We start from the raw sequence: 23117 nt of genomic DNA, 5'->3' as shown, positions 1-23117 counted from the left end.
CGCCGTGAGAGGGCAGTGTCCCTCTGTAGCGGCGTGTGAGGCTGGCTCAGTCTGCGCGGACGCTAGGAGTGACCACGCGGGGGCGCAATCGGCTCTGTTTCCCACAAAAGTGAATAGGTTTTATCCACCAGAAGGACGGAGTGCGGAGGCAACTTTGCCGCTTATGCTGCGTTGTTGTGACAGATACGCGATGGATCGGTTTTGGTGAGGGTCTGAACGGGCCTGAATCGTGCATGTCTGAAAGGATGTGCTGGCAGGATCAGACTGAATATTTCTCTTAAGACTTTCTTAATCGCGCCATCGTTTTTTATTTCAGCAGACAAAGGCACATCATCATGAGCGCCAAATCAACCCATACAGACCAGACCACAGTAAAACTGGGGGAAGAAACCGTGCAGCGCGGGGCCGGCGGGGAAACCCACCAGACCGCAGGCGGGGATGTTCCCACGCTGACAACGCAGCAGGGCGTTACGGTTTCTGATGACCAGAACACATTAAAAGCAGGCGCGCGCGGCCCGAGCCTGATGGAAGATTTTCATTTCCGCGAAAAGATTTTCCATTTTGACCATGAACGTATCCCCGAGCGCGTGGTGCATGCCCGTGGTTATGGGGCGCATGGTTTTTTTGAACTGACGCATTCTCTCTCCAACATTACCAGCGCGGATGTGTTGCAGCGTGAAGGTGAGCGGGTTCCGGCATTTGTGCGGTTCTCCACCGTGGCGGGCAGCAAAGGGTCAACCGACCTTGCGCGTGATGCTCGTGGCTTTGCCGTCAAACTCTACACAAAGGAAGGCAACTGGGACATTGTGGGTAACAATATCCCCGTGTTCTTCATTCAGGATGCCATCAAATTTCCGGACATGGTGCATGCGGTAAAGGAAGAGCCGGACCGGGCCTTTCCGCAGGCGCAGTCCGCGCATGACAACTTCTGGGATTTTATTTCCCTTACCCCGGAAAGCATGAACATGATCATGTGGGTGATGTCCGACCGTGGCATCCCCCGCTCCTTCCGCTTTATGGAAGGGTTTGGTGTGCATACCTTCCGCTTTGTGAATAAAGCGGGCCAGTCCACCTATGCCAAATTCCACTGGAAGCCCAAAATGGGCCTGCAATCCGTGGTGTGGAACGAGGCGCTGAAAATCAGCGGGGCGGACCCGGATTTTCATCGTCGGGATTTGTGGAACGCCATTCAGGCCGGGGATTTCCCGGAATGGGAACTGGGTGTTCAGCTGTTTGATGATGAATTTGCCGACAAGTTCGACTTTGACATTCTGGACGCAACCAAGCTGATCCCCGAAGAACTACTGCCGGTGCAGCCGGTGGGCCGTCTGGTGCTGGACCGCATGGTGGACAACTTCTTTGCGGAAACAGAGCAGGTTGCCTTCTGCACCCAGAACATTGTGCCGGGCATAGACTTTACCAATGACCCGCTGCTGCAGGGCCGCAACTTTTCCTATCTGGACACGCAGCTGAAACGTCTGGGTGGGCCGAACTTTACGCATATCCCCATTAATGCGCCCAAATGCCCCTTCCATACCCTGCAGCAGGACGGGCATATGGCCATGCATAACCCGAAAGGGCGTGCCAATTACGAGCCGAACTCCTGGGGTGGTGAAGCTGGCGGCCCGCGTGAAAACCCGGAGACGGGATATAAGACGTTCCCCTCTGAGGTCAGCGGCTTGAAGGAGCGAGTGCGTTCCGAGAAGTTTGCGGACCATTACAGTCAGGCACGTCAGTTTTACAAAAGCCAGACTGAAATCGAGCAGACGCATATCCAGATGGCCATCACCTTTGAACTCAGCAAGGTGGAAACCCCGGTTATTCGCAGCCGCGTGGTCTCCCATCTGCTGAACATTGATACGGGTCTGGCCAAAGCTGTGGCGAAAGGTCTGGGGCTGGAAAAACTGCCGGAAGCCGCACCGCCTGCACGCGCTGTGGTGGATCTGCCGCCCTCACCTGCTCTGAGTATTCTGAAGAATGGGCCGAAGAGCTTTGCGGGCCGTAAAATCGGCGTGCTGGCGACCAATGGCGCAGATGGGGCTGTGCTGGAAGCGTTGCAGAAAGCGGCCAAAGCCGAAGGCGCTGAGGTGGAGATTGTCGCGCCGCAGATTGGCGGGATTACGACCTCTGACGGTAAGCACGTGCCTGCGGCCCAGCGCGTGCCGGGTGGGCCGTCCGTTCTGTTTGATGCGGTGATCTTGCTGCCGTCTGAAGAGGGTGCCAAGCAACTTGCGCAGGATTCCGATGCCCGGGATTTTGTGACGGATGCTTATGCCCACGCCAAGTTTATTGGCTACGCTCCGGCAGCCCTGCCGCTGCTGAAACGCGCTGGTGTGGTGGATGACGCCGTGGACGATGGCGTGATTGCGCTGAAAGCGGGCAAGGATGCGGAAGAGTTTGTGAAGACTTGCCGCGAACTGCGCTTCTGGCTGCGTGAGGCGTCTGTGCATGCGGTGTAAAGGGAACGTCGCAGTTTGAAGTAAATTATTTGGCGGGTAAAATTGTGAATTACCCGCCAGTATGGAAGGTTTGTAGTCTTTGACGTAATTCTCTAAGGATTGCATTTTCATTAAATGGCCGTTAATTATGGTTCTGATTATTATCAGGGCTTTTCCAAAATGCAGATTAACGAAGTCATTGGCTATATTCGTAATGCATCGCATATTACATTCATTGTAGGAGCTGGAGCTTCGCGCAGCGCGGGAATTCCAACAGCTCCAGAGTTAGTGAAAATCATTAACAGTGATTTTAATCACTGTTTGAGTTCCGTCCTCGACGAAGACCGAACAGATTACGGAAAGATGATGGGAGCTTTATCCCCTGCTGACCGTAGACGTCTGATCGAACCTCTACTTGCACAGGCAAAGCTCAATTGGGGGCATGTTGCCCTAGCGCGGATTATCCATGCATTTCAGGTCCGACGTATACTGTCGTTTAATTTCGACTTCCTACTGGAAAAAGCCGCAGCTTTAATGGGCAATCATTTGCCAGTTTATGACTTTGGTGTTTCCCCTACTCGGGTCGTGACAGGGCTTGCCGACAAGGCGATTTTTCACTTGCATGGACAAAGTTATGGTTTAACGCTTCTTAATTCTGATGAGGAAACAGTAGAGCACGCTGAAAAGCTTCGTCCTCTATTAGCCGATAGTCTGCGTAATCATCTAACAATTGTTATTGGCTATAGTGGCCTAGCAGATGCAGCCTTTGACGTCATGGCCGAATCTTTTGACAGCAACCAGAATTTGATCTGGCTTGGCCACACGTGTAATGCACCTTTACATTTAAAACCACTACTTGAAAAAAACTATACTCACTATATTGGTGGCTGCGATTTTGATCGTTCAATGATTGAAATTGCTCGAGGTCTAGATTGCTGGCCTATTCCCTTGATCGAGAACCCTCCTCAGCATGCCTTGTCTCTTCTAGACTCTCTGCCTAACTTCCCCGTGGGAGAAGAGCAATCGACAGAAGTTTTAGGTGCCACTCGCGACCGGTTAAAAAAACTCGTAACCAAGTGGTCAGCGGGACGCAATGATGCAGAAAAGGCTGCTAACGTAGTAATCTCTGGCGACTCTAAAGCTTGGAATATTGAAGGCAAGCCTCTTTCCGAAGAAGCTCGCACTCTGTCCGCATGGGCACTCATATCACAGGGAAACAAGCTTGCTGATGAAGCACTACGATCTAATGATATAAAGAAGAAAGAAAAATTTGCAGACGCATATGGAAAATTTTCTAAAGCACTTGAAATTAAAATAGACAATTACGATGCGCTAAACAATTGGGGCACTACCCTAGCGCGAGAAGCCAGAACCTGCACAGGTAAATTAAGAGAACAGAAGCTTTCAGAAGCAATAGAAAAATTCTCTAAAGCAATAGAAATCAAACCCAATATGCATAGAGCACTATTCAATTGGGGTATTGCGTTAGTAGATGAAGCTAAAGATCTCAAAGGCACGACAAGATCCCAAAAATTTGCACAAGCAATTGAAAAATTTAAGGAAGCACTTGAGGCTGGACATGACCGTGCTGATGCACTCAACCACTGGGGTTCAGCTTTAGCGGAAGATGCTCGGGGACACAAAGGAACTAAACGAGCTGAGAGATTAAGAGAAGCCGCTAAGAAATTTGAAGAAGCATTTTCGATCAACCCTAGAAAAAGTAAATTTATAGAAAACTGGGCTGCCACGTTGCTAATGGAAGCAGGAGACACTAACAATCGAGAACGAGAAAATGCACTCTGTAAAGCCTTTAATTTATTATACGCAATAAAAAAGAAAGATGGAAAGGCAATCTATAACCTTGCTTGTGCACTGGCATTGAAAGGAAAATATTTTGAAGCCCTTAACGAGCTTGAAGCATGTCTAAAAGATGATACTTTACCTGATATACTGCATATTGAGGCAGACCCCGATCTGATTGCCTTACATGCGGAGCCTCGTTTTGAAGCTCTTCTTGAGCGACAACGGTCAAAATAATCCTCCCCTACAATAGCTACCCTTGCGGGGTGCCAGTAATCCCGGAACCGGGTTGCACGCCGGGGTGGGTGTGCTGGGTCACGGAGATGCCGTTGACGGTGGCGTCCTGCGAGACTGTGAGGCTGCCGTCTATGGCAACGGGGCCGGTGATGTGGGTGTTCTGGGCTTCGATGCTGACGGTACCAGCCGTTTTCAGCGTGATGCCGTTTTCACTGAACCAGAGATATTCCTGCGGGGTGCCGTTGAGGAAGCCGCCGATATAGAGGGCGTCCGCCATGTTCTGTTGCCTGAAGGAACCGGGGGCAGCACTGGCGCGGGCGGTTTTGACGTTGAAGATATCGCGGTCCGCCACAAGAGCGAGGCCGATGTCGCCTTCCATTGGGTCCAGAATGACGGCGCGGCACCCACCCTGCAGACGGAAATACGGCACGTTATAGAGCACGCCATGCGGCATGATGCGGCCAGAGGCATCCTGCTGATGCACCATAGGCTGCACATCCACCGTACCGACCGGGTTGAGGCCGGCCCCGGAAACGGCCTTGACCTGCACGGGCACAATGGTGCGTCGGCCTGACAGCAGGCGCGTGATGACGGTATTCAGAGCATTGAAGTCTGACGCGGCGGCATCGGCCCGGTTGAAAATGGGGTAACCGCTGGCGGGCGCCTGCGGTGCGCTCTGGCTGGCGGTTTGCGCAGTTGGGTTGGATTGGGTCATGCAGTGGGTTCCCGATAGGCCTGCGCCACGATGTCCGTAAACCATGCGCCGTGGGGCGTTTCTGTTTGCAGGGTGTGGCGCACCTGTGTGGCGCGCCACAGGCCGACCGGCACCGGGCCGTTTTGCTGCCCCCATCCAGCGGGCTGGTAGCGGCTGTGCAGGGCGATCAGGCTGTTGAAACTGACAAGCGGGTTAAACACCATCCGCAAAGCCAGTCCGCCGGCGGACCATGCGGGGTAGCCGATCAGCCCGGTTTCTGCGGAGAGGGACAGGGCTTGCGTGGTGCTGGAGGGAAGCGCCTGGCGTGTGGTGCCAAGGGGTGTTGGCTGTAAGGCGGTAGACGTTGCGGGCCAGACGGAGAGTTGACCGCGCCCCAGCCCGGCGCACAAGGGCACAGTTTCCAGACACTGGCTGAGTTGCTGGCCGGGGCTGCCGTGGAAATAGGGATCATGCAGCATGGCGGTCACACCCTGAGTGTGCAGGGTCAGCCCGGCTTTACTGGCAATGGTGGCAAGCACCTGCGTGGCGGAGACGGCACCCCGGTAGCCGGTAGGTGTGGCCGTCATGGCATTCGGCAGAACTGTTGAAAAAGCCTGCGCGACAAAAGCGACATTGGGAGCGGTGGTATAGTCCACATAGGCCAGCGTGACACCACCCTGAAAGACCAATGCCCTGCCCCCTGCCCCATCCTGCGTTGTGAGGATGAGTTCACTCGCACTCTGGCGCGTGGGGTCCGGCGCGGCCATGCTCAGACGGTTCATGATATCCGGGGTCATGCCTTCTATTCGCACAGTCGCTCTTTCTGCCGTGGGGAAACGGGCCTGCGTGACCTCGGCATGGACGCGCAGGCCGGAGAGAGTGACGGTGTCCTCCCCATTGGGACCGAACGCCTGTGAGAGTAGCCGGAATGTGGCATCCACGGCGCGGTTTTGAAGCGTTGTTTGCGACATGGTGTGGGAGTTTCCGGAATGCAGGAAATGGAGATTTTGGAGCGGTGGCGCTTTCAGACCGTCCAGCCGGGGCGGTAGAGAAGGAGGAAGCGGGAACCGAGGGCGGTGGCGTCGGGGTTTTTCTGACCTTGTGTGTCAGCAAACAGGAAATCTCCGGGTAGGCCGATTGCGGCATCCCGCACCAGCCATGTGCGGTCCTGACACAGCACGCTGGACAGAAAACGCGTGCTGTTGGCATCAAAATCTGCATATAGCCCCGTGCTGCGCTGGCGCAGGGTGATCTGGATCAGGGTGCCGGAAAGCGAGACTTTCAGCGTTTGCGCCGGGAGGGCGGACAGGGGCACCGTGAGCAGAGAGGCTGTGGAGATCGTGCTGCCTTGGGCTGTTATCAGAGTGATGTTGGCTGGGGACGCTTGCAGTGGGGCTGCGGGCATGGGGAGGCCACTCCGGTTGTGCGGGCTTGGAGGGGATTATTTATGGGCTTGGAAAAACAGTGCAGCGTCTAAGTGTGCTGCTGGGATCTGGTAATTTCAGAGTGTAAAAGAAGGCTGGATGAGTGTGCGCGAGCGAGAGCTGTTATCAGGCACTTAGTGTTCTCGCGTTCACTAAAATATTTAGTAAAATAAAGAGATATTTCGTTTTTATTATCGTCATATCTACCGATTATCTGCGGAAATACTCTTGCTCTGTTCTGCCACTTTAAGAGCAGCCTCTAAGGCGCTCGCATCTAAAAAGCAGAACGAGACGGCTGGCGATAAGGGGAGGATTTATGCTGCGTGCAAAAAATCTGTGGCTCCCCGCGCGGTAAGCAGGAAGCCACAGGATATCAAAAGACATTTCTGACCGATTGGGAGAGAAGAGTCTTTTAAAAAAGGGCTTATTTCACCTGAGCTTCGTAACCGAGGAGTTTGGTTTTGAGGTCGGTAGCGACTTTTACCAGATCCGCGTTTGTGGAGGTGGCGTTGCTGGCATCAATAAACAGGCTGGTCGTTTTTGTGTTGCTTGCAAGATAGCGTGCGTAGCTTCTGTCAAACGCAGCCCCGTGCAGACGCTGCATCTGGTCAATAATCTTCTGGTTCTGTGCAGAAGGTTTTGCGGCCAGCGTTGCGGTACCGGTGGTGGCGAGTGCTGTCAGCTTATCGTGGTTGTCTGTCAGGTCTTTGACGATTGTCGTGCCAAGCTGCGCGATATCGCTGCGGGCTGCGTGCGTTTTGGCAAGGTTTGCCAGTGCGATGTGGGTCAGTTCCACATCATTGAGTTTTGCAGCAAAGCTTGTATCGGCCGCCGTAAAGGGAGCGGCTTTTGTCAGATCCGGCAACGGCGGCGCAGGCGGCTGACCTGGGTGCAGGCAGGCGCTCAGTGAGAAAAGCGAGACGACAAGAGAAGAGCAGGTAAGCACCTGACGACGGGACGGAAGCAACATGATCAGCAAATTCTCCTTTGACCTCAGGGACCGCTTTGCAGGACTGACCGAGGTCTCAGACAGTACAATTAAACAACCTCGTGATAATAGCGTATAATGGGGAGGAAAAAGCAAGACTAGAGAGAGACACTTTTCATTATAATCGAAATGATATAGAACAGACCATGCAATCAGGATATTAAGGTGATAGAAAGATATTTGTCAGAAAAGAAATATTTTATGTATCTTTGATCCTCTTGCATTGCAGAGGAAGAACACAGTATCGTAATAACTTTCTACGTCTTGATATGAATATTTTGGACACGGTGTGAGGATAGTCGAAAAAATGAAGTGTCGTCTTTTGGGTTTGTTTGCGGTCGCCTCACTCTCTGTCGGTTTAAGCGGTTGCGGATATTTTGATTCACGCGCTGCTCATAAAGCACAAGTCACAATGATCGGGATGACATCCTACGATCTGCAGGCCTGTGCTGGCCTGCCGGCTTCCACCAAACAGATTAATGATACGACGCAGATCTTCATCTATTCCGGCACGCAGCCTGCACCGAGCTATGGCGGTTCTACCCTTATTCCGGTTGGTGATATTTCAACGCTCGTCAACGTGCTGGGCGGCGGTGGCGGCACGGGCTGTACGGCTGTGATCCGTCTGGATAATGACCGCGTCTCTGACGTGCATTATACCGGCAATGATGATGAAATGATTGGCACGGACGGCGTATGTTCCATTATTACCCGTGGGTGTGCACGCCAGCCGGAAGGCACGATGCAGCGCTCCGCCGGGGGTATTCTTGGTCCGGTTTCCGCTTTCCATCCGCCCAGAACGCCGCAGCAGTCTACCTCTGCAACCTATTCCAAGCAGTCCGGGAATGCTGTGCTGAATACTGAGAAGAATTCCACGGCTCCTGCCATTGTGCCGCGGGCCCAGTAAAACACAGATTTAGAAATTTCTGGCTTATACGTGGAAAGAGGGAGTGTTGCTCAGGCAGCATTCCCTCTTTTTCTTTATAGGCGTTATCAGTTTCTTTTTGGCTGTGCCGCCATCCATGCCTGTTGCTGGGACGCCTGCGCATAGGCCTTCTCTGTCACCCAGCGCAGGGTGGTCTTGCCTTCTTCCGGGGTTAAAATGCCGGAGTCCACATCCTGCCCGACTTTCAGGGATGCCAGATCGACCTGCAAACGCAGGCTGTAATGCGCCCCCATAGCGTCCGGCCCATAATGGGCATGGGCCTGATAGATGCAGTTAAACCGCTTATAGGCTGTCCCTTTTGCAAAAGGGTATTTTGAAAAGCACGCTGAAACAGCCTCGTGCATGTCCCCTCTGCCGTGGTCATCCGCACATCCTGACACCAGAAGACAGACAGAGGCAGCGGTCAGACAGTGCCAGAGAGGCGCGAACTGGCGTTTTGCGGGAGTGGTCTCTTTAGAATGAGATGAGAGCGCTATTTTTAGAAAATGTTTCATGGTCTGGATGATTAAATCAAAAAGGAAATAGGGAGCCTTAAGAGATAGAGAGGATGGCTCTGAAATGCCAGAGAGAACCTTATCCTTTGGTGTCCTTGCTGATGCCCGGAACTGAGGAGGGCATTTCCTTACAGCACGTTAGTCATCAAGCTGGTGGAATCCAGTGCGCTGGTCTGGCTGGTACCAGATGCAGTGGCGAGAGCAGAACCGGATGTTTGCAGGGACTGAGCCGAGACCAGACCTGTGCAGACCGTTCGGCTGCCCTGCGGGGCTTGTGTCTGAGTGAAGCTCTGCGTACCCGTCAGCCGCACTTCCTGCAGGGTGATTTCCACCACGGGCATGGTGATGCCGTGGCGGGCGTCTCGCACCCAGCGATGGCCTGTGATGCTGACATTGCTGTATTTGCGTTCTGGCGTGATGACGGCGTAGAGCGACAAATCAGCTTCCAATGCGGCAAGCGTATTGAAAAACGTCTTGCGCACATACAGCGCCTCTATACCTGCAAGGTGCGTGAGGTCCAGACCGGAAAAAGGTGTGGTCTCTGTGCCGGACAGGCCGGTTTCTGACCCATCACACACCATCAGCACGCGATGCTGACGGGGTGTTTGCACTTTGCTGTAGGAAAGAAATGCGCCGTCTTCCAGCGGGGCTGTCGCAATGGGGCTGCTGCTTTCTGCCGAGACAGACATCACGCGAGCTGCGGACAACACGCAGGTGCCAGTGCTGGTGAAGATGCCCCACTGGCCTGCGGCCTGACTGATCATCAGATCATCCAGCACCGTGCCGAGACTGACGGAGGCTGCGGCGCGCATGCCGGTTGAAACAGACTGGCCCAGCAAAGCGGGCACGCCTGCGGCAACAGGGATGTCCCACACCGAAGGCAGGGTGACGGGCACCATGGGCATGGGGCGTTCCTTTTAAAACTGTTCTGACGTCAGGCGCGTGTTTTCAGACTGTGCCGATGGTGGCGAGGCTGGTGAGGGTATGGCTGTCACCTCCCCCTAGCCCTTGCAAAGCCTGCTCGATGGCCTGCGGATTTCCGGACGGCACTGTGATGGTCACCGGGCCGATGTGGGTGGTTGTTGTGGGGCGAGGTGTGCTGGTTAGATGCGATGTGCTCTGGGACGCTGCGGCATGCAGCAAGGGAGAGCCGGGCAGATAGGGCTGCACCGCCAGTGCGCGGCCTGCGTGAGCGTGCAGCGTTGCAAGGGCGCGGGAGAGTGTGCGCGTTTGGGCTGTGAGTGCGTCCGTGTGCGGGGAACGGACTGAGGCGTGCCTTGTGACGATGTGGTTAGGGGAAAGGCTGGATATGGGACTGGTAAGACTGCGTGCTGCAGGATATCCGGCGGCGGGTCTGGCCAGGGAGGGTTTGAGGCTGGTTCGGGAACCGCGTGGATCTGAGCGCGAAGGGAACGCGTGGCTGACGTCTCGCTGGCCAGTCGGATGGGGCGTCGGGCTTCTGGTAGCGCGGTGGGCGGCCTGCGTGATGAGCCAGGTTAAGGCTGTGGAGAGTGTCTGCTCTGACTGTGTGCTGGAGCTGGACGATGTGGTGCCGAGGAAGGATATTCGGTGCGGCATAGGTGCGGAAAAGGCTTGTGGTAACGTTCGTTTTTCGACGTTCTTCTGTGGGGTGAGCGAGCGCGTATCAGGCCGCAGAAGCGGATTTTGCGGGATCCGGCTTTGGAGCGTTTGCGCGGAGTGATTTGTTGGGGGCGACGTGATCTGGGGGGCGGTCCCGGCACTCAGAAAGGCGCGGCGTGAGAGGCTGCCCTGCCCTGTCTGGTTGCGGAACGGAAAGCCTGTGTTGGGAAAAGCGTGTTCTGTGCGCTGGATGATGTGTGATGGCGAGAAGACGGGCCGTGCTGCGAGAGAGTCCTTTGCGGCACTGTGCCCACTGGCGAGGGCATGGGGGGCACCGGGCATGCGGGTAAAAAAGGCAGCGGCAGGTGAGCCGGAGAACGGGCCAGTGGATGTACCGGTTGAGGCGGCCAGACCTGAAAAAACGTCCGTGCGCGAGGTGTCGAAACGGGAGAGGTGTGACGCGCCCGTAGGTGCACCCGCGAATGTGCTCGTAGATCTGGTGATGGACGGGCCACTGGGTGTGGCAGACTGACTGGAGCGGGAGCTGTTTGCAGAGCCGCCCTGCCTTGAAAACGGAAAAAGTGAGCCCTGTGAAGTGGAGTTTCGGTCCGTGCGAGGGGAGCGGGTTTCTCGCGTGGTTTGGGTAGAGGACGATGGGGTTGCGTTTGACCTACGGCGGGACGTGCGGGGCGCGGTTTGTCCTGCAGGGGTGGAGAGATCTGCCAGAAGGCGGTTGAGGCCTCGTCCGCCGCTGAGGACGGCGAGAAGGCTGACGGCCTCGCCGCGCATTCGGGCAAGAGCGGATGCGGCCTGTGTGCTGGCCTGCCGGGTGCTGGTGGCTGTCTGCTCTGCGCTCTGGCGGAGTTTGTCCAGAAGCTGGGTAGTTTGTTTCGCCTCGCTTTGCAGGGATGTGGTATCCAGCCCCAGCCGGACGACCAGTTCATCAATCAGCATTTCCGACATGCGTGGTGTTCCTCAGCCGCCCGGTGTGGGGAGCGTGTGTTCCTGAAAACCCCTGTTGGCGAGGGTGGTATTCCAGTTTCTGACAGAGAGAATTTCCAGAAGATCGTAAAGATCCTCGCTGTCATAAAGCGTTTTCAACTCGTGCAGGGTGGCGAGGCCCGCGGTGATGACCGCCGCCAGCGCGGGCGAGACGTTTACGCAGCGGACGGGCTGGGTGTCTCCTGCGCGACTTCTCCCAGCAAGGCCGCCACTACGGGGAAGAGCTGGTGTGCGGCGGCCAGCAAAAAACCCACATGCAGCCGGAAGGCTTCTGCACGAACGAGGCCGAGGGTGTCTGGTTCCTCAAAATCCGTGGCGATAACGGCGCGGGTTGTATCTGGGTGAGCGGGGTCTGGCCGCAGGGCGACGCACTGCATCAGGCGGTCCAGTGCGCGGTCCAGCTCGGTTTCTTCCATGAAGCCGAAGATTTCGATGCCCAGACCGGCCAGTCCGGCCACACCGGCTTCCGCCAGATCTGCCCCAATCCGTGCCCCGCCACGAATAGCGGCCTGCAGGATGTGGCGCGCCCATTTATCAGCCGAGAAGGCATCCATGCGCGTTAAGACAAAGCGTTTTCCGTGGTCGGCTCCGGCTTTGCTGTGCGTATAGTCAAGTGTTTTCATGCGAGGGGTCCTGAAACGGGCGTGGCCTACGTCTGGTGTAACGAGACGCGAGACAGGCCGGAAAGTGGGCGGGACGCTGGCCGATGCTTTGGCTGGAATTTTAGCCGGGGGGCTGGATTAGCAGCGAGGGGCCAGCCCCGGCGCTCAGATAGCGGCGGGGAGAACCCGTTCCCATGTGATTTCAAAGTGCCGGGCTTCCAGCACCCGGCCTGCCGTCGGCACGTTGACAATGGAGCGGAGCAGGCCGCGCACCATGGTGTATTTGCGCCCGATGGCGGGGATCTGAATTTCCGCGCCCATGCGATACAGGCCGCGCCGGGCGTCCTGCGCCATGACAATGGCCTCGAAAATCAACGCACTTTCACTACTTGCGGCCAGGGCGATGGTCTGGGTGACGGGGTTGGGGATCCAGCCGGCGTTCAGGTAGCCGTCAATGCTCATGGCGGTTTCGGCCAGCTCGCGCGCTTCGGTTTCAAACGCGCGGTCGGCGGCGTAATTTTCCAGCGTGATGGGAGCGTTATACAGGCCCGGCACGGTGATGGTGTAGACGGAATTTGCGGCTGTGATGTCATAATCAGACATGAAATCTGGCCTCCTTGCGGGGTTTCTTACTGGGCTTCAACAGAGGCTAGGGCGATGGACTGCACGGACTGACCGTCCATATAGAAAAACCGGCCCTGCACCGTGCCGCGTGCAGCACGGACAGCAGCGGACGCGGTGGACGCCCCCGGCAGCAGATACCAGCCGCGGGTGGAGAGGACGGTATCAATACTGCGCCCGGCATCCGCATTGACGGCCTGTTTCTGGGCGTCGGACAGGGTGACGTTGGGCTGGATGGCGCCGAAGGACAGGGCGGTATCAATCGTGCCCTGCACGGATGTGGCGATCAGGGAATCTCCCACTGCGTTATAGGGAATTTGCCCGGCGTTGGAGAACAGGGTGATGAGGTCATTCTGGAAGCTGGCGTTCATCCAGATCTGATTGATGTAGCTATCCGCCCAGGCGAAGGGGCCGGAAACTGCACCGTTATTCAGAAAACTGAATGTGGAATCCGTACTTTTGTAAGACCCGTAAAAGCTGTAGCCGTTGCCCAGCAGGGCCTGAGCCTGTGAGGCCGTGAGGCTGGCCGGGGGCACGCCGCCATTATTGCGGAACATCAGGGTGGTGCGGCCACTGGCGCGGTTGGGATTCACACTCGCGGCCCAGCCAAGGCAGAGGGCTGCGGCCAGTGTGCCGCCATTATTATCGGTATTGCACAGGCAGGTCAGGCCCGGTGTGCTGGCGGCCTTGACCGTGGCGCCGAAGCTGGTGGTGGCGTTGGCAGTCAGGATGGAGGCATCACTATCCTGCACAAGGCCCCAATAGCGGTTGGGGTGAGCGGCGAGCCATGTGGCGATCTGGGTTTTGGCGGCGGGGTCCGGTTCCTGCGCGAACAGGAAGGGTGCCCAGTCTGTTGCCTGATCGGCTGCGGTGGAGAGGTAGGTGCCGTAGTCTGCCGTGGTCGGAGTGGCGGGCAGCTGGAAAATATAGAGCTTTTCCGGCGTGTCCTGCGCGTTGGTGTAGGCCGAGAAATAGATGCTGGCGATGCTGGCTTCCACGGATGTGGCACCGCAGGTTGCAGAGACATCCTCCGCCGAGGTGAATGTGGAAACACCTGATGAAAGCGACGTGTTTGTGGAAAAGACCATGCCGTTTAGCAGGCTGACCGTGCCACCCGGAGAGAGAACGCCCGGTGTAACGGTAACGAGGGAACTGATGGGGAGCGTCATGCGGAAGGGGAACCCTGTGGGCTGGTGACATCTGCCAGAGCAAGCCGGGCGGCAGAGGCCATTGGTTGCGGGAGTGAGAGGGCGAAGCTGGCCTGAAGATGCAGGTCGATCTGCCATTGGTCTTCATATTGCCGCTCACCGTTGATGAAGGGGATCTGGCGGGCTGGCCCGGCGTAGAGGGGTGCGATGCGGGGCGGCGGTGTGTTCTGCGCGGCTGGATTTTGGTGAAAAGCCGTGAAGAATTCAGCGGCCCATCCGTTCTGGAACAGGGTGCTGATGCGCTGGACATTATCCGCTGCACCGTCTCCGAACAGGCTGACCTGCACCGTGACGTCCTGCTGTTGCAGGATGATCCGCGTATTGGCGGTGTAGCGGGTGGCGCTGGTGGCAATCGGCTGGTGCAGGAGGACTGCCATGAGGGCAAAGGGGCCGTTGGGTGCGGCCATGCGGTTTTGTCGGGCCAGCAGAACCGGCAGGTCTGGCGGCAGGATGGTTTGTAAAAAAGCCCTTAGCGCCGTGGTGGTTGCCGCCGTTACGGGGGGCAGGCTGACGGACGCTGTCGGGTAACCAGAAGTTTCGACCATTGGCCGCCTCCCCATGTTTCGGGCTGGCCTGTGACCAGCCATTCCGAGCCTTCAAACACCAGAAGGTCACCGCCAAACTGGTGGGCGCGGTCAATACCTTTGAGTTCTGCGGGCAGATAGACCACGCGGGTGTCTGTGCTTTGGTTAAGCCCCGCGACCTGAGTGAGATCCGCGCTGGAGGCGGCCTGCACCATGATGCGCAGCAGGATATCCACGTAATGTGGAATGACCGTGCCATCGGGCTGTGTGGTCGTGCCCTCCTGCGCGCGCAGGGTGGCGAGGATGGGCGGTGCGAGGCTGCTGATCTGAGCGGCGGCGATGCGGAACAGGCTGTTCATGCCTCCACCTGAAAGGTGACGCTGTTTTGAAGGGTTACTGTTTCCACCAGCGGCTTATCAAACCCCTTGTGCAGGATGGTGGCGGGGGCGTTGGGCGGTGTGTGGGTTTGGTGGATGGTTTGCGTGATGTCGGTTTGCATGGCCTTCCCGACCGTGGTGAGCGCCTGTTTGGGCGTGCTGAGGCGTTGGACGAGGGTTTGCAGAGCGTGCTGTGCGTCCCCTGCCCTGTTGGACGTGCGCAGGCTGGCTTTGAGTTCTTGTGCCAGCAGGCGCACCCATGCGCTGCGGCGGGTGGCGACGGTCTGGCGCAGGAATGGTCTGGGTGGGATGACGATGCTGTGCCCCGCCCTGCCCCGCACCACTGCGCCAAACTCCTGCACGGCGGCTATGGCGGCGACGGGGGTGCCGTCTGCTTCTGTCGCCGTTTTGAAAAATCCGGCCTTGACGCAAGGAGGTGCTGCGGAAGGCGCGGACGGCAGGCTGGGGGGCGTGCCGGTCGCGATGCTAGCGGATGGGGAAGGAAGAGGCATGAAAGGGATGCCTTATTCTGGTGCGGGATTATGCGGACGGGAAACAGGGCGGCGAAGAAGAACGTGCGCTGCTGGGACTGGAAGCATGAAAAGCCATGGGGGCTTTTGTGCGCGTGAGTTTGTGCGCGTGGACTTTGTGAGTATCAGGTTTGCGAACTGAACTTTTGCGTATCGGATTTATGGGTCTAGATTTTTCGCAGAAATGGACGGTGCACTCAGGGCCATGTCAGGGGTATTTGCGGGAAGCCGGGCACGTAGCGGGCGGTGCGCAGGAAGGCTGTGGCGGCCCAGTAGGCTGCGCCATAGGGGGTTTGCGCCCACCAGGCCTGTGCGGCGGTGACTGGCCCCATGTCGGCCTCGACCGCAACGCTGCCCATGCGGGCGGACGTGATGCGGCCTACCAGTGCGGGTTGGTCCGGGCTGGGGGTTTGGGTCGGCGCGCAGGGGGACGTTGTGGTAGCGCCTGCCCCGCCCGTGCAGGCGCCAGAGCCCGAGCCGCTGCCGGAACCGAAGCCCAGTTGGGCCAGATGGGCGGCGATCAGCCCTAGCAGGGCGGCGCGGCGCGTGGGGTTTTTGACAGGCGAGGTATCATCATTAGCGAGAAACAGGCTCGCCTGATCGAAACAGGCCTGTGCGCCCTCTGCCCCGAGTGTGGCGAACAGCGCGGGGTAGCGGGTTTGCCAGGCCTGCGCATCAAACGGCACGGGGGGCATGGGGGAACTCCTTGAAGAACAGGCGGGCACACCCGCCCGGTGCGTGAGGGGCAGAAATGCCGCTGGCGTATCAGACCGGGGTGATGCCGGGAGCTGGTGTTGCCGGGTTAAGGGGTTCTACGCCGGTGCGCAGGGCGGCCTGTTCCCGCGCCTGTCCGGTGGCTTTATCCAGCGTACTCTGCGCGAAAATCAGGCCGTTTTTCAGCAGCGGGAATTCCGAATATTTGCGGGACCATGCGGCCCAGAACTCTGCGGGGATGGGGGTGAGGCCATAGCCGCCGATAACAGCCGAGGCGCGGGTGCCGGCCAGTTCATGCCGGGTTTCCCCCAGCGAGAGCACGAGGCCGTTGGGCAGTTTGCAGCCGATGGTAACGGTGGAGGGTGTGGCCATGCCGGAGTGGTCCTTTGAAACAGGCTTGTGGGGGAAGGAGAAAACCGCACTGGGCGGAAAATCCCCGCCGGGTGTGGCAGGGAGGAAGCCGTTACAGGCCTGCCATGGTGGCGATGCCTGCGGGGACGTAGATGATGGCGCCCCATGTGCCCTGAGAGAGTTTCTGCTTCCATGCGGAGGCGTCCGTCACCACGGCGTGGGTGCGGAGTTTTTCCGTAAAGGCTGTTTCCGCTGTTTTCTGTGCGCCCACATGCTCCGCCATGATCTGCATGGTCTGGGTGGTGCTGCCTGCGGCGTCCCCGTACTCCACGGCCTGCACAAAACGCAGGTTGGGGTAAGTGTCTTTCAGCAGGGATGCGGCAGAGAGGCCGAAGCTGTTGCGACGGGTGAGAAGGCCCATGCGCGTGGGGGACAGGCCGAGGACCATCGGCGTTTCCGTATCCACCAGCCCGGCCGTCTGGCTACGGAGCTGGTTGATGAGGGCGATGACGTCATCCTGCCGTTCTTCCGGCGTGGCGGCAGTCCAGCTGGTCCCGCCTGCGGACTTGACGGCGGGGGTGATGGCGGCAGGCAGGCGCGGGTCGTTCAGGTAGCCATACAAACGCAGGCCGTTGATACCGAAAAAATAGCTCTGGTTCTGGAACTTGTTCAGTTTCAACGCCGCAGCTTCGCGCAGGCTGGCGGCCCACTGGAGGCGGGCCTGACCAGCGAGGGCCAGCTCCATTTCCCCCCACGAGACGAACACCTGATAATGGTAGGACTGGCGGTCCGGATAGGTGGGATTCAGGCTGACCTGGCCGTTGCTGTTCCAGTCGCCGTAGCTGGAAACTTCGCCTGTGGTCTCAACCATCGGGAAGATGGCGGTGCGGGTCACCCAGTCGCCCTTGCGGACTTCGCCCAGCAGTTCAGCCGCGCGCATGGGAGCGAAGGCGACCTTGATAAGAGCCGGGTCCACCCATGCGCTCATGAAAGCCGGGATGCCGCCGCTGGCAGTAGTGGAGAGTGTGGGCTGGGCGTCCTGCGCCAGAGTATCGGACGCCAGCAGGCTGTTGGCGATCATGCCGCGCGCTTCCGGCATGATGAAGCCGAGGCGCTTCAGTTCAGCCAGTTGTGTTGTGAAATCGCTCATACAGCGTGGCTCCAGCTTGAGATTTTGACAAGTTCACCCGCAGCGCAGGCCGATGCGGCGTAAAAGCGGGTCTGTACGGCTCCCGCCACGGTGGCACCGGCTGCGGCGGTGGCGATGCTGCCGTTTGTGGTGGAGGCAAACACGGCCTGACCGGGGGTGGCGGCGGTGGTGCTGGTGGCCCAGAAATCCCCTGCAGTGAACAGGTTGACCGGGAAACCCTGCGGGATTGTCAGGCTGCTTTCATCAAACAGGCTGGCGATCTGGCCGGTAAGATCCCGATGCACGAAGCCATCCGGGGCGGTGGTGGTGCCGCTGGCGGGTGCGTTGGCAACGCTGCGGCCATCTGTCTGCACCCAGCCGAAGGCACCGATGGTGCACCCTCCGGCTGCGGCAACCAGTGCGCCCTCCCCTGCCGGAAAGGTGGCCGTGGGATTGAGGGAAGCGAAATCACCCGGCAGGCCGGGGGCGGGCTGGGTGTTAACCTGAGTCTGAAATGCCATGAATTATGCTTTCACCGTAATGCGACCAAGACCGAACGTGTCCCGAAAAGACACGGTCTGCTCTGCATCCATGCCGAGGGGGCTGGTTTGTGTTTTCAGGCGGGCGACCTGCTGGTACAGGGGTTTGTAGGCGGCTTCCGGCAGGTCCGTGAGGTCCACGCCCTGCTCCCGCAGCGCAAAACCATAGACGGCGGTAGCGCTGTCCATTGCGACGTCCCCCACAAACGGGCGCACCGCATCCCGCGCGGCGTGGAGGGCTTCCATCCGGCGGATGACTTCGGCTTCCGCCTGCTGAACGGCCTGTGTGAGGGCGGCGTCCATGGTGGTGGGCTGTGTGGCCGGGGCCATTGTGGAGGATGGGGCGTGCGGCTGCGGGCTGGGGGTTGTGGCGGCCGGAGACGTGTTGGCCGGGGGCGTGCTGGGCTGGGAGACGCCGGAAGGTGTCGGATGAGAGGTTGAGAACGTGTTTGTCTGCATAGGGGGATTTGCAGTCTGTGGGCCCGCAGTCGGGGCGGTGAAAGAGGCCGACGGGAGGGACTGAGACTGTCCGGGCGGCTGGGGCGTGGGGTGTGTCATGAAGGCAGAGTCCCTGTGGGGCGTGGGAGCGGCATCGCCAATGATGGCGGTTTTCACACGCGGCTGGGTGACGAGGGCTAGGTGGTTGAAGGTGATGTCGGTCATGGTCAGGCTGTAGGGGATGCCGTCCTGCACACCGGCTTTTGGCAATGCGGTGTAGCGGTAGCCTGCGGAGACGGCGCGTTGCTGTCCGCTTTCGATAGCGGCGATGGCGGACTGGTCCCACACTGTCAGGCTGCCGATGAGATTGGGGGCTTCAAACCGGACATCACTGCCGACAGCCCCGACGGTGATCTCCTTCGGGTGATCCTGCGCCGAGACGGGCTGGTGCTGCATGAGGATGGGCTTGCCCGCCATGCTGGCGGCGGCATCGGCCAGAACCTGTGGGTCCCGATAGACCTGATAGAGCGTGTCTGGCTCCAGCCCGAGAGCCTGTGCGCCCGGAATTTCATGCCCGTAATAGGGGCAGACCGTGGCGGCGGAGAGGATGCAGCGGGCGATGTGCAGGTGACCATCGACATCGGTGCGACGCACGGAGCGATCCAGCGCCAGAACGACGGCGTCCCGGCCACGGGCAGGAGTGGGCATGGGGGGAAGATGGCCGGAGGGGATGGCTGTGTGACGGGGGAGCGTCATGCCTTGTCCTGTCAGGGTTTTTTTGAAGGGATGAGGAGTTTTTATGGGGCCAGAGAAGAGGTAAGGCTGGTCATGGTGCGAAGTGCGGGGCAGCAGGCTTACGGGCTGGCGGGGGTCGGTCAGACTGCACTGGGGGCCGGGGCTTGCCAGGCTAAGATGGGAGGCGCTGGATTAAGTGAAGTTGAGCTTGGCTGAACTGAGCCGGAGCGGAGAACTGCGCTGCCGGGCCTTTGCACTGTGTGCTGTGTGCCGTGTCCTGTCTTGCTTCAGGCGGACGGTGTGGGCGACGCAGGCGGTTTGGCCGTGAGACTGACGGTGGCGTACTGGCCGCTGGTGTCGTGCGTGGTGCGGCTGCGGGCTTCTGCGGGGGTGATGATGCCGGAGCGGATGTTCTGGGCATCGATATCCGCGCGGGTTTTTTGCAGGGTGACGCGGGCGAGTTCATCCATCTGCCAGAGGGAGACGAAGGTGAAGTCGATATCCGGGTCGATCTCGCCCCACAGGTTGAGCATGACCATGTGCAGGATAGTGGTCAGGTTTTTGCGGTAGAGTGTTTCCTGAAACGCGTGCACGCGGTCATAGAAAACCCGGATTTCTCCATCTGCGGAGGCGTTCAGGCCGCTGGGAGTGATGCCGGTGAATTTGACCAGCGGTTCCTGCGCCACGGCGCACATCTGCTCCTGCGCCTGCGCTTGCAGGCGGTCCAGCCCGGCGAGCGGGGCGGCCAGAAGTTCCAGTTTTTCCCGGTCCTTATCCAGCACGAAGGTGCCGCGATTGGAGCGGAAGCGGTTGAAGGCCTCGATGCGGCTGAGGAGGCCTTCCGGGTCCTGCGCGTAGGCCGACATGTCGGTGGAGAGCGCGACGATGGAGAACGCGTTCAGAAGGTCTGAGACGGACTGGCGGGTGCGCAGCCAGTTTTCCACCGCAGGGCGCGCCATTTGCGAGAGCGACAAACCGCCGAAATTATAAGCAGGTTTGAGAAGGTCTGGCACCGGGCGTGAGACAAACTGCAACAGCCGTGTGCTGTGCAGCAGGCCACCCTGCACCCACCAGCGCGAGGGCTGATAGAACTCCGTGCTGAGGGGGTTGGCGGTGTCATACTGGTCTGGCGTGGTCCAGACGGGTTCGATCGGCACGAGGGCGCGGAGCGAGCCTTTGCGGAAGGTTTCCGGCCGGAGCAGCAGAGGGGTTTCCAGCCCTCCGCCCGTGCGGGGCTGGCCGGTGTCCACATAGAGCAGGCCCATGCCGTAATAGCCGTCATACTCCGCCATGCGGCGCAGGACATCGCGCACGTTCAGGCGGGTAAATTCGCGCTCAATGTCGGCAAGGCGTTGCTTTTTGTCCGCCGTGCCGCGGGCGCGGAAGGTGATCCATTCCCGCGTGGCCTCGGCGGCGATGACCTCCACCATATGCCGGTATTCCGCACGCTGGGAGAGTTCCGCAAGGCGCGGGTAACCGGGAAAGGCGACACCCTCCGCCACCGCCTGCCGCAGCCAGCCGAGCAGGCCGGGGTTGGCGGATGCAGCGCTGTCCATAGCCAGATGGGTGCGGCCATCACCCCGCACGCCTTTGGGCGGCTGGTAGGGCCGGAACACGTCCGCCTGCGCGGGGAGGCTTTGCACACGCAGGGTTTCCGCCATGTCTCGCGGGCCGATGCCGGGAGGTGTTGGGGCTGGCTGTGGACTGGGGACGTTCAGGCGAGGTTCCTGGCGGAGAGTGCGGTCTGTGTCCCATGTGGTGCGGGATAGGGCGTGGCGCGGGGAGTGGCTTACGGCGTGTAGGAATTGCCGTGCTGCCTGTGAGGGCGCGGCAGTGGAGAGGTCTGGCGTGGTGTGGCGCGGGGAGAACCAGCGGGAGAGGAATGTAGGGCGTGGCACGGGGAGGGCTCTCCGGAACAGAGGGGTGCGACGGAAGGGGTAGACGGGGCATCACAACAGGCGGATGTTCGGGAACCCGGAGCGTGTTTGCGGGTTACGAGTGGCGGACTGTCAGGATTGAAGGAATACCCGGTATGAAAACAGGTTTGACGAAAGCGCTGGCGGCAGGACTGCTGCTGGGCGTAATGGCCTCTCCGCTGGCCAGTGCGGCGGAAACGGCGGACGGTACGCTGGTGGGCGCGGATGGCGCGGAAGTCGGCACCGTGAAAGTGACGAATGCACCTGGTGGCGTGCTGCTACGGGTGAGCGTGCGCAACCTCTCTCCGGGGTGGCATGGGATGCATTTTCATGAAAAAGGCAGTTGTGAAGCCCCGAAATTTACCAGTGCGGGCGCGCATGTGCATACCGTGAAGCCGGTGGTGCATGGGCTGCTGCATGACAATGCGAATGATAATGGGGACTTGCCGAACCTGTATGTGGGGCCGGACGGTCAGGCGACGGTGGAGCTGTATTCCACTCTGGTTTCTCTGAAACCCGGAAGCACGCGGCCTGCCCTGCTGGCCGATGGGGGCTCGGCGCTGGTGATCCATGCGCACCCGGATGATTATACCTCGCAGCCGATTGGTGGCTCGGGTGATCGGGTGGCGTGTGCGGTGATTAAAGCGGGATCATAAAACTGAGATGCGCAAAGGCAGGGGAAACCCGGTGAGGTGCCCCCTGCCCTGCTGCTGATGCGAGATCAGGCTTTTTCGTCTTCAGCGTCTTCTTCGGGGTCTTCATCATCTTCGAAGACCAGTTCAACCGTGATGGTTGCGCTATCGCCTTCCTGAAGCTTTTTGGCGTCTGCGTTGGCTTCGTCCTCGCTTTCGTAGAACTTGCCTTCGTTGGGGTCTTCCTGCCACTCGTTGCGCGGATCCCAGAACGTTACGTCGCCGTCCTCGTCTTCACGCTGTACGAGATAACCAACGATCACGTCGTTTTCGTCGCTCATGTTTTCTTCGCTCATGGTCTTTTTCCTTTACTGACCCGTCACCTATGCAGCATGGACAGAAAAAAGGAAGAGTCTCAAGTGATGATTCTGCTTCTTTTGCCTGCAATGACATTGGGAGTTGCCTGATGACTCGTGTTCTGACACCGATACGCCGCCTGACCCGGATGGCGCTTCTGGCCCCGATGCTGGCCGGATCTGCCCTGCTGGCCACGGGGGCCATGACTCCTGCCGCCCATGCCGCACTGGCAAACGGGACCACGGCCCCGGATTTTACGCTGGATGGCGCGCTGGGGGGCAAACCTATTAAATTCTCGCTCAAAGAAGAGCTGAAGAAGGGGCCGGTGGTGCTGTATTTCTTCCCCGCCGCCTTTACGAGTGGCTGTACGCTGGAAGCGCATGCTTTTGCGGAAGCAATCCCCACGTTCAAAAAACTCGGTGCGACCGTGGTGGGTGTGACGGCGGGCAATGTGGACCGCGTGGCTGAGTTCTCCAAAGAAGAATGCCGCAGTGCGTTCCCCGTGCTGGCCGACCCGGGTGCGAAAGTAGCGGGACTGTATGACAGCCAGAAGACGCAGGGGTCCTTTGCGCTGTCCTCCCGCACATCCTTTGTGATTACGCCGGAGGGCAAAATTGTGCTGAGCTACACCTCCGGCGACCCGGAGACGCATGTGCAGAAAACGCTGGAAGCCGTGCAGGTCTGGCGGGTGGCGCAGCCTGTTCAGAAGGCGCCGTAACAGGCTAGCCCTTGTCCTGCACCGGGGTGGAGGAGTAAGTCTGGCGGGCTGATTTCATCCTGATTGCGGCAGGGGGCGGTGTGCGGACTGGCATGCGGAAAGCCCGGACTGATCTGCAATCG

Annotated in this window: 26 protein-coding genes; 6 read left to right on the top strand and 20 right to left on the bottom strand. The window is 59.0% G+C overall.

Features of this window, described 5'->3' with window-relative positions:
• The first annotated feature begins 335 nt into the window (after positions 1-335).
• Complete coding sequence (locus AD930_RS14090; protein WP_061506723.1) at positions 336-2459, top strand: catalase; 2124 nt, start codon at positions 336-338, stop codon at positions 2457-2459.
• 159 nt (positions 2460-2618) lie between these two features.
• A complete protein-coding gene (locus AD930_RS14085; protein WP_167375197.1) occupies positions 2619-4475 on the top strand; it encodes a TPR end-of-group domain-containing protein in 1857 nt (618 codons plus the stop codon).
• Between the two features lie 16 nt (positions 4476-4491).
• Here AD930_RS14085 and AD930_RS14080 read toward each other — a convergent pair whose 3' ends face one another.
• The 4 genes from AD930_RS14080 to AD930_RS14065 form a co-directional block, all read right to left on the bottom strand.
• Complete coding sequence (locus AD930_RS14080) at positions 4492-5190, bottom strand: Gp138 family membrane-puncturing spike protein (protein WP_061506721.1); 699 nt, start codon at positions 5188-5190, stop codon at positions 4492-4494.
• On the bottom strand, positions 5187-6140 hold the full coding sequence (locus tag AD930_RS14075; protein ID WP_061506720.1) for a hypothetical protein: 954 nt from the start codon (positions 6138-6140) through the stop codon (positions 5187-5189). The genes AD930_RS14080 and AD930_RS14075 overlap by 4 nt, the downstream gene beginning before the upstream one ends.
• Before the next feature lie 53 nt (positions 6141-6193).
• A complete protein-coding gene (locus tag AD930_RS14070; RefSeq protein WP_061506719.1) occupies positions 6194-6574 on the bottom strand; it encodes a phage baseplate plug family protein in 381 nt (126 codons plus the stop codon).
• 443 nt (positions 6575-7017) lie between these two features.
• On the bottom strand, positions 7018-7563 hold the full coding sequence (locus tag AD930_RS14065; protein WP_061506718.1) for a DUF4142 domain-containing protein: 546 nt from the start codon (positions 7561-7563) through the stop codon (positions 7018-7020).
• Between the two features lie 430 nt (positions 7564-7993).
• On the opposite strand from AD930_RS14065, the gene AD930_RS14060 reads away from it, so the two are divergent.
• Positions 7994-8488, top strand: coding sequence for a hypothetical protein (locus tag AD930_RS14060; protein ID WP_043551707.1), 495 nt, complete (start codon positions 7994-7996; stop codon positions 8486-8488).
• Between the two features lie 86 nt (positions 8489-8574).
• Here AD930_RS14060 and AD930_RS14055 read toward each other — a convergent pair whose 3' ends face one another.
• The 14 genes from AD930_RS14055 to AD930_RS18350 all read right to left on the bottom strand — a co-directional run bounded on the left by AD930_RS14055 (position 8575) and on the right by AD930_RS18350 (position 19393).
• Positions 8575-9021 (bottom strand): hypothetical protein, encoded by a 447-nt coding sequence (locus AD930_RS14055; protein WP_244150598.1) that lies wholly within the window; start codon positions 9019-9021, stop codon positions 8575-8577.
• A 128-nt stretch (positions 9022-9149) separates the two neighbouring features.
• The gene (locus AD930_RS14050; RefSeq protein WP_061506716.1) at positions 9150-9926 is read right to left on the bottom strand and encodes a phage baseplate protein; all 777 of its coding nucleotides are present in this window, start codon (positions 9924-9926) and stop codon (positions 9150-9152) included.
• Between the two features lie 43 nt (positions 9927-9969).
• Positions 9970-11565, bottom strand: coding sequence for a hypothetical protein (locus AD930_RS14045; protein ID WP_061506715.1), 1596 nt, complete (start codon positions 11563-11565; stop codon positions 9970-9972).
• A 194-nt stretch (positions 11566-11759) separates the two neighbouring features.
• Entirely contained in the window at positions 11760-12227 is a 468-nt protein-coding gene (locus tag AD930_RS14040) for a hypothetical protein (RefSeq protein ID WP_061506714.1), read from the bottom strand.
• A gap of 144 nt (positions 12228-12371) precedes the next feature.
• Positions 12372-12809, bottom strand: a complete 438-nt coding sequence (locus tag AD930_RS14035) for a phage tail fiber protein (protein ID WP_043551700.1) — start codon at positions 12807-12809, stop codon at positions 12372-12374.
• A gap of 26 nt (positions 12810-12835) precedes the next feature.
• Positions 12836-13996, bottom strand: a complete 1161-nt coding sequence (locus AD930_RS14030) for a DUF3383 family protein (protein ID WP_061506713.1) — start codon at positions 13994-13996, stop codon at positions 12836-12838.
• Positions 13993-14580 carry a phage neck terminator protein gene (locus tag AD930_RS14025; RefSeq protein WP_156477113.1) on the bottom strand — a complete coding sequence of 196 codons (588 nt, stop codon included), beginning with the start codon at positions 14578-14580 and terminating at the stop codon, positions 13993-13995. The genes AD930_RS14030 and AD930_RS14025 overlap by 4 nt, the downstream gene beginning before the upstream one ends.
• Positions 14529-14918, bottom strand: a complete 390-nt coding sequence (locus tag AD930_RS14020) for a hypothetical protein (protein WP_061506711.1) — start codon at positions 14916-14918, stop codon at positions 14529-14531. Before AD930_RS14020 ends, AD930_RS14025 begins: the two co-directional genes overlap by 52 nt.
• Entirely contained in the window at positions 14915-15448 is a 534-nt protein-coding gene (locus AD930_RS14015; RefSeq protein WP_061506710.1) for a hypothetical protein, read from the bottom strand. The genes AD930_RS14020 and AD930_RS14015 overlap by 4 nt, the downstream gene beginning before the upstream one ends.
• 215 nt (positions 15449-15663) lie before the next feature.
• The gene (locus AD930_RS14010; protein ID WP_061506709.1) at positions 15664-16161 is read right to left on the bottom strand and encodes a DUF4054 domain-containing protein; all 498 of its coding nucleotides are present in this window, start codon (positions 16159-16161) and stop codon (positions 15664-15666) included.
• A gap of 70 nt (positions 16162-16231) precedes the next feature.
• The gene (locus tag AD930_RS14005; protein ID WP_061506708.1) at positions 16232-16552 is read right to left on the bottom strand and encodes a hypothetical protein; all 321 of its coding nucleotides are present in this window, start codon (positions 16550-16552) and stop codon (positions 16232-16234) included.
• A gap of 91 nt (positions 16553-16643) precedes the next feature.
• Complete coding sequence (locus AD930_RS14000; protein ID WP_061506707.1) at positions 16644-17681, bottom strand: major capsid family protein; 1038 nt, start codon at positions 17679-17681, stop codon at positions 16644-16646.
• Positions 17678-18181, bottom strand: a complete 504-nt coding sequence (locus AD930_RS13995) for a structural cement protein Gp24 (RefSeq protein WP_061506706.1) — start codon at positions 18179-18181, stop codon at positions 17678-17680. The genes AD930_RS14000 and AD930_RS13995 overlap by 4 nt, the downstream gene beginning before the upstream one ends.
• Before the next feature lie 3 nt (positions 18182-18184).
• Positions 18185-19393 carry a DUF2213 domain-containing protein gene (locus tag AD930_RS18350; protein WP_061506705.1) on the bottom strand — a complete coding sequence of 403 codons (1209 nt, stop codon included), beginning with the start codon at positions 19391-19393 and terminating at the stop codon, positions 18185-18187.
• Positions 19394-19423: 30 nt separating this feature from the next.
• Here AD930_RS18350 and AD930_RS17970 point away from each other — a divergent pair, with 30 nt between their 5' ends.
• Positions 19424-19588 carry a hypothetical protein gene (locus tag AD930_RS17970; RefSeq protein WP_156477112.1) on the top strand — a complete coding sequence of 55 codons (165 nt, stop codon included), beginning with the start codon at positions 19424-19426 and terminating at the stop codon, positions 19586-19588.
• 71 nt (positions 19589-19659) lie between these two features.
• On the opposite strand, the gene AD930_RS13985 is transcribed toward AD930_RS17970, so the two are convergent.
• Positions 19660-21270, bottom strand: coding sequence for a DUF1073 domain-containing protein (locus tag AD930_RS13985; RefSeq protein ID WP_244150597.1), 1611 nt, complete (start codon positions 21268-21270; stop codon positions 19660-19662).
• A 134-nt stretch (positions 21271-21404) separates the two neighbouring features.
• Here AD930_RS13985 and sodC point away from each other — a divergent pair, with 134 nt between their 5' ends.
• Positions 21405-21944: a superoxide dismutase[Cu-Zn] gene (gene sodC, locus AD930_RS13980; protein WP_043551697.1), complete on the top strand. Its 540-nt coding sequence runs from the start codon at positions 21405-21407 to the stop codon at positions 21942-21944.
• Positions 21945-22009: 65 nt separating this feature from the next.
• On the opposite strand, the gene AD930_RS13975 is transcribed toward sodC, so the two are convergent.
• Positions 22010-22276 carry a hypothetical protein gene (locus AD930_RS13975; protein ID WP_043551695.1) on the bottom strand — a complete coding sequence of 89 codons (267 nt, stop codon included), beginning with the start codon at positions 22274-22276 and terminating at the stop codon, positions 22010-22012.
• A 110-nt stretch (positions 22277-22386) separates the two neighbouring features.
• On the opposite strand from AD930_RS13975, the gene AD930_RS13970 reads away from it, so the two are divergent.
• A complete protein-coding gene (locus AD930_RS13970; RefSeq protein WP_061506774.1) occupies positions 22387-22995 on the top strand; it encodes a peroxiredoxin in 609 nt (202 codons plus the stop codon).
• The last annotated feature ends 122 nt before the right edge of the window (positions 22996-23117 follow it).

The sequence above is a fragment of the Acetobacter malorum genome (genome assembly GCF_001580615.1).
GTDB classification, from domain to species: Bacteria; Pseudomonadota; Alphaproteobacteria; order Acetobacterales; family Acetobacteraceae; genus Acetobacter; species Acetobacter malorum.
Note: the sequence above shows the minus strand (reverse complement) of the source record. Positions and strands in the feature narration are given on the sequence as shown.

Excerpts from the sequence above, each read along its gene's own strand:
- AD930_RS13970 (WP_061506774.1), top strand. The coding sequence starts at position 22,387 with ATGACTCGTGTTCTGACACCGATACGCCGCCTGACCCGGATGGCGCTT.
- AD930_RS14030 (WP_061506713.1), bottom strand. The coding sequence starts at position 13,996 with ATGACGCTCCCCATCAGTTCCCTCGTTACCGTTACACCGGGCGTTCTC.
- sodC (WP_043551697.1), top strand. The coding sequence starts at position 21,405 with ATGAAAACAGGTTTGACGAAAGCGCTGGCGGCAGGACTGCTGCTGGGC.
- AD930_RS14085 (WP_167375197.1), top strand. The coding sequence starts at position 2,619 with ATGCAGATTAACGAAGTCATTGGCTATATTCGTAATGCATCGCATATT.
- AD930_RS14060 (WP_043551707.1), top strand. The coding sequence starts at position 7,994 with ATGATCGGGATGACATCCTACGATCTGCAGGCCTGTGCTGGCCTGCCG.
- AD930_RS14015 (WP_061506710.1), bottom strand. The coding sequence starts at position 15,448 with ATGCCTCTTCCTTCCCCATCCGCTAGCATCGCGACCGGCACGCCCCCC.
- AD930_RS14075 (WP_061506720.1), bottom strand. The coding sequence starts at position 6,140 with ATGTCGCAAACAACGCTTCAAAACCGCGCCGTGGATGCCACATTCCGG.
- AD930_RS14005 (WP_061506708.1), bottom strand. The coding sequence starts at position 16,552 with ATGGCCACACCCTCCACCGTTACCATCGGCTGCAAACTGCCCAACGGC.
- AD930_RS13975 (WP_043551695.1), bottom strand. The coding sequence starts at position 22,276 with ATGAGCGAAGAAAACATGAGCGACGAAAACGACGTGATCGTTGGTTAT.
- AD930_RS14025 (WP_156477113.1), bottom strand. The coding sequence starts at position 14,580 with ATGGTCGAAACTTCTGGTTACCCGACAGCGTCCGTCAGCCTGCCCCCC.
- AD930_RS14045 (WP_061506715.1), bottom strand. The coding sequence starts at position 11,565 with ATGTCGGAAATGCTGATTGATGAACTGGTCGTCCGGCTGGGGCTGGAT.
- AD930_RS14050 (WP_061506716.1), bottom strand. The coding sequence starts at position 9,926 with ATGCCCATGGTGCCCGTCACCCTGCCTTCGGTGTGGGACATCCCTGTT.
- AD930_RS14070 (WP_061506719.1), bottom strand. The coding sequence starts at position 6,574 with ATGCCCGCAGCCCCACTGCAAGCGTCCCCAGCCAACATCACTCTGATA.
- AD930_RS14055 (WP_244150598.1), bottom strand. The coding sequence starts at position 9,021 with ATGAAACATTTTCTAAAAATAGCGCTCTCATCTCATTCTAAAGAGACC.
- AD930_RS18350 (WP_061506705.1), bottom strand. The coding sequence starts at position 19,393 with ATGACGCTCCCCCGTCACACAGCCATCCCCTCCGGCCATCTTCCCCCC.
- AD930_RS14040 (WP_061506714.1), bottom strand. The coding sequence starts at position 12,227 with ATGAAAACACTTGACTATACGCACAGCAAAGCCGGAGCCGACCACGGA.
- AD930_RS14035 (WP_043551700.1), bottom strand. The coding sequence starts at position 12,809 with ATGTCTGATTATGACATCACAGCCGCAAATTCCGTCTACACCATCACC.
- AD930_RS14080 (WP_061506721.1), bottom strand. The coding sequence starts at position 5,190 with ATGACCCAATCCAACCCAACTGCGCAAACCGCCAGCCAGAGCGCACCG.
- AD930_RS14090 (WP_061506723.1), top strand. The coding sequence starts at position 336 with ATGAGCGCCAAATCAACCCATACAGACCAGACCACAGTAAAACTGGGG.
- AD930_RS13995 (WP_061506706.1), bottom strand. The coding sequence starts at position 18,181 with ATGGCATTTCAGACTCAGGTTAACACCCAGCCCGCCCCCGGCCTGCCG.
- AD930_RS14020 (WP_061506711.1), bottom strand. The coding sequence starts at position 14,918 with ATGAACAGCCTGTTCCGCATCGCCGCCGCTCAGATCAGCAGCCTCGCA.
- AD930_RS17970 (WP_156477112.1), top strand. The coding sequence starts at position 19,424 with ATGAGGAGTTTTTATGGGGCCAGAGAAGAGGTAAGGCTGGTCATGGTG.
- AD930_RS14000 (WP_061506707.1), bottom strand. The coding sequence starts at position 17,681 with ATGAGCGATTTCACAACACAACTGGCTGAACTGAAGCGCCTCGGCTTC.
- AD930_RS14065 (WP_061506718.1), bottom strand. The coding sequence starts at position 7,563 with ATGTTGCTTCCGTCCCGTCGTCAGGTGCTTACCTGCTCTTCTCTTGTC.
- AD930_RS14010 (WP_061506709.1), bottom strand. The coding sequence starts at position 16,161 with ATGCCCCCCGTGCCGTTTGATGCGCAGGCCTGGCAAACCCGCTACCCC.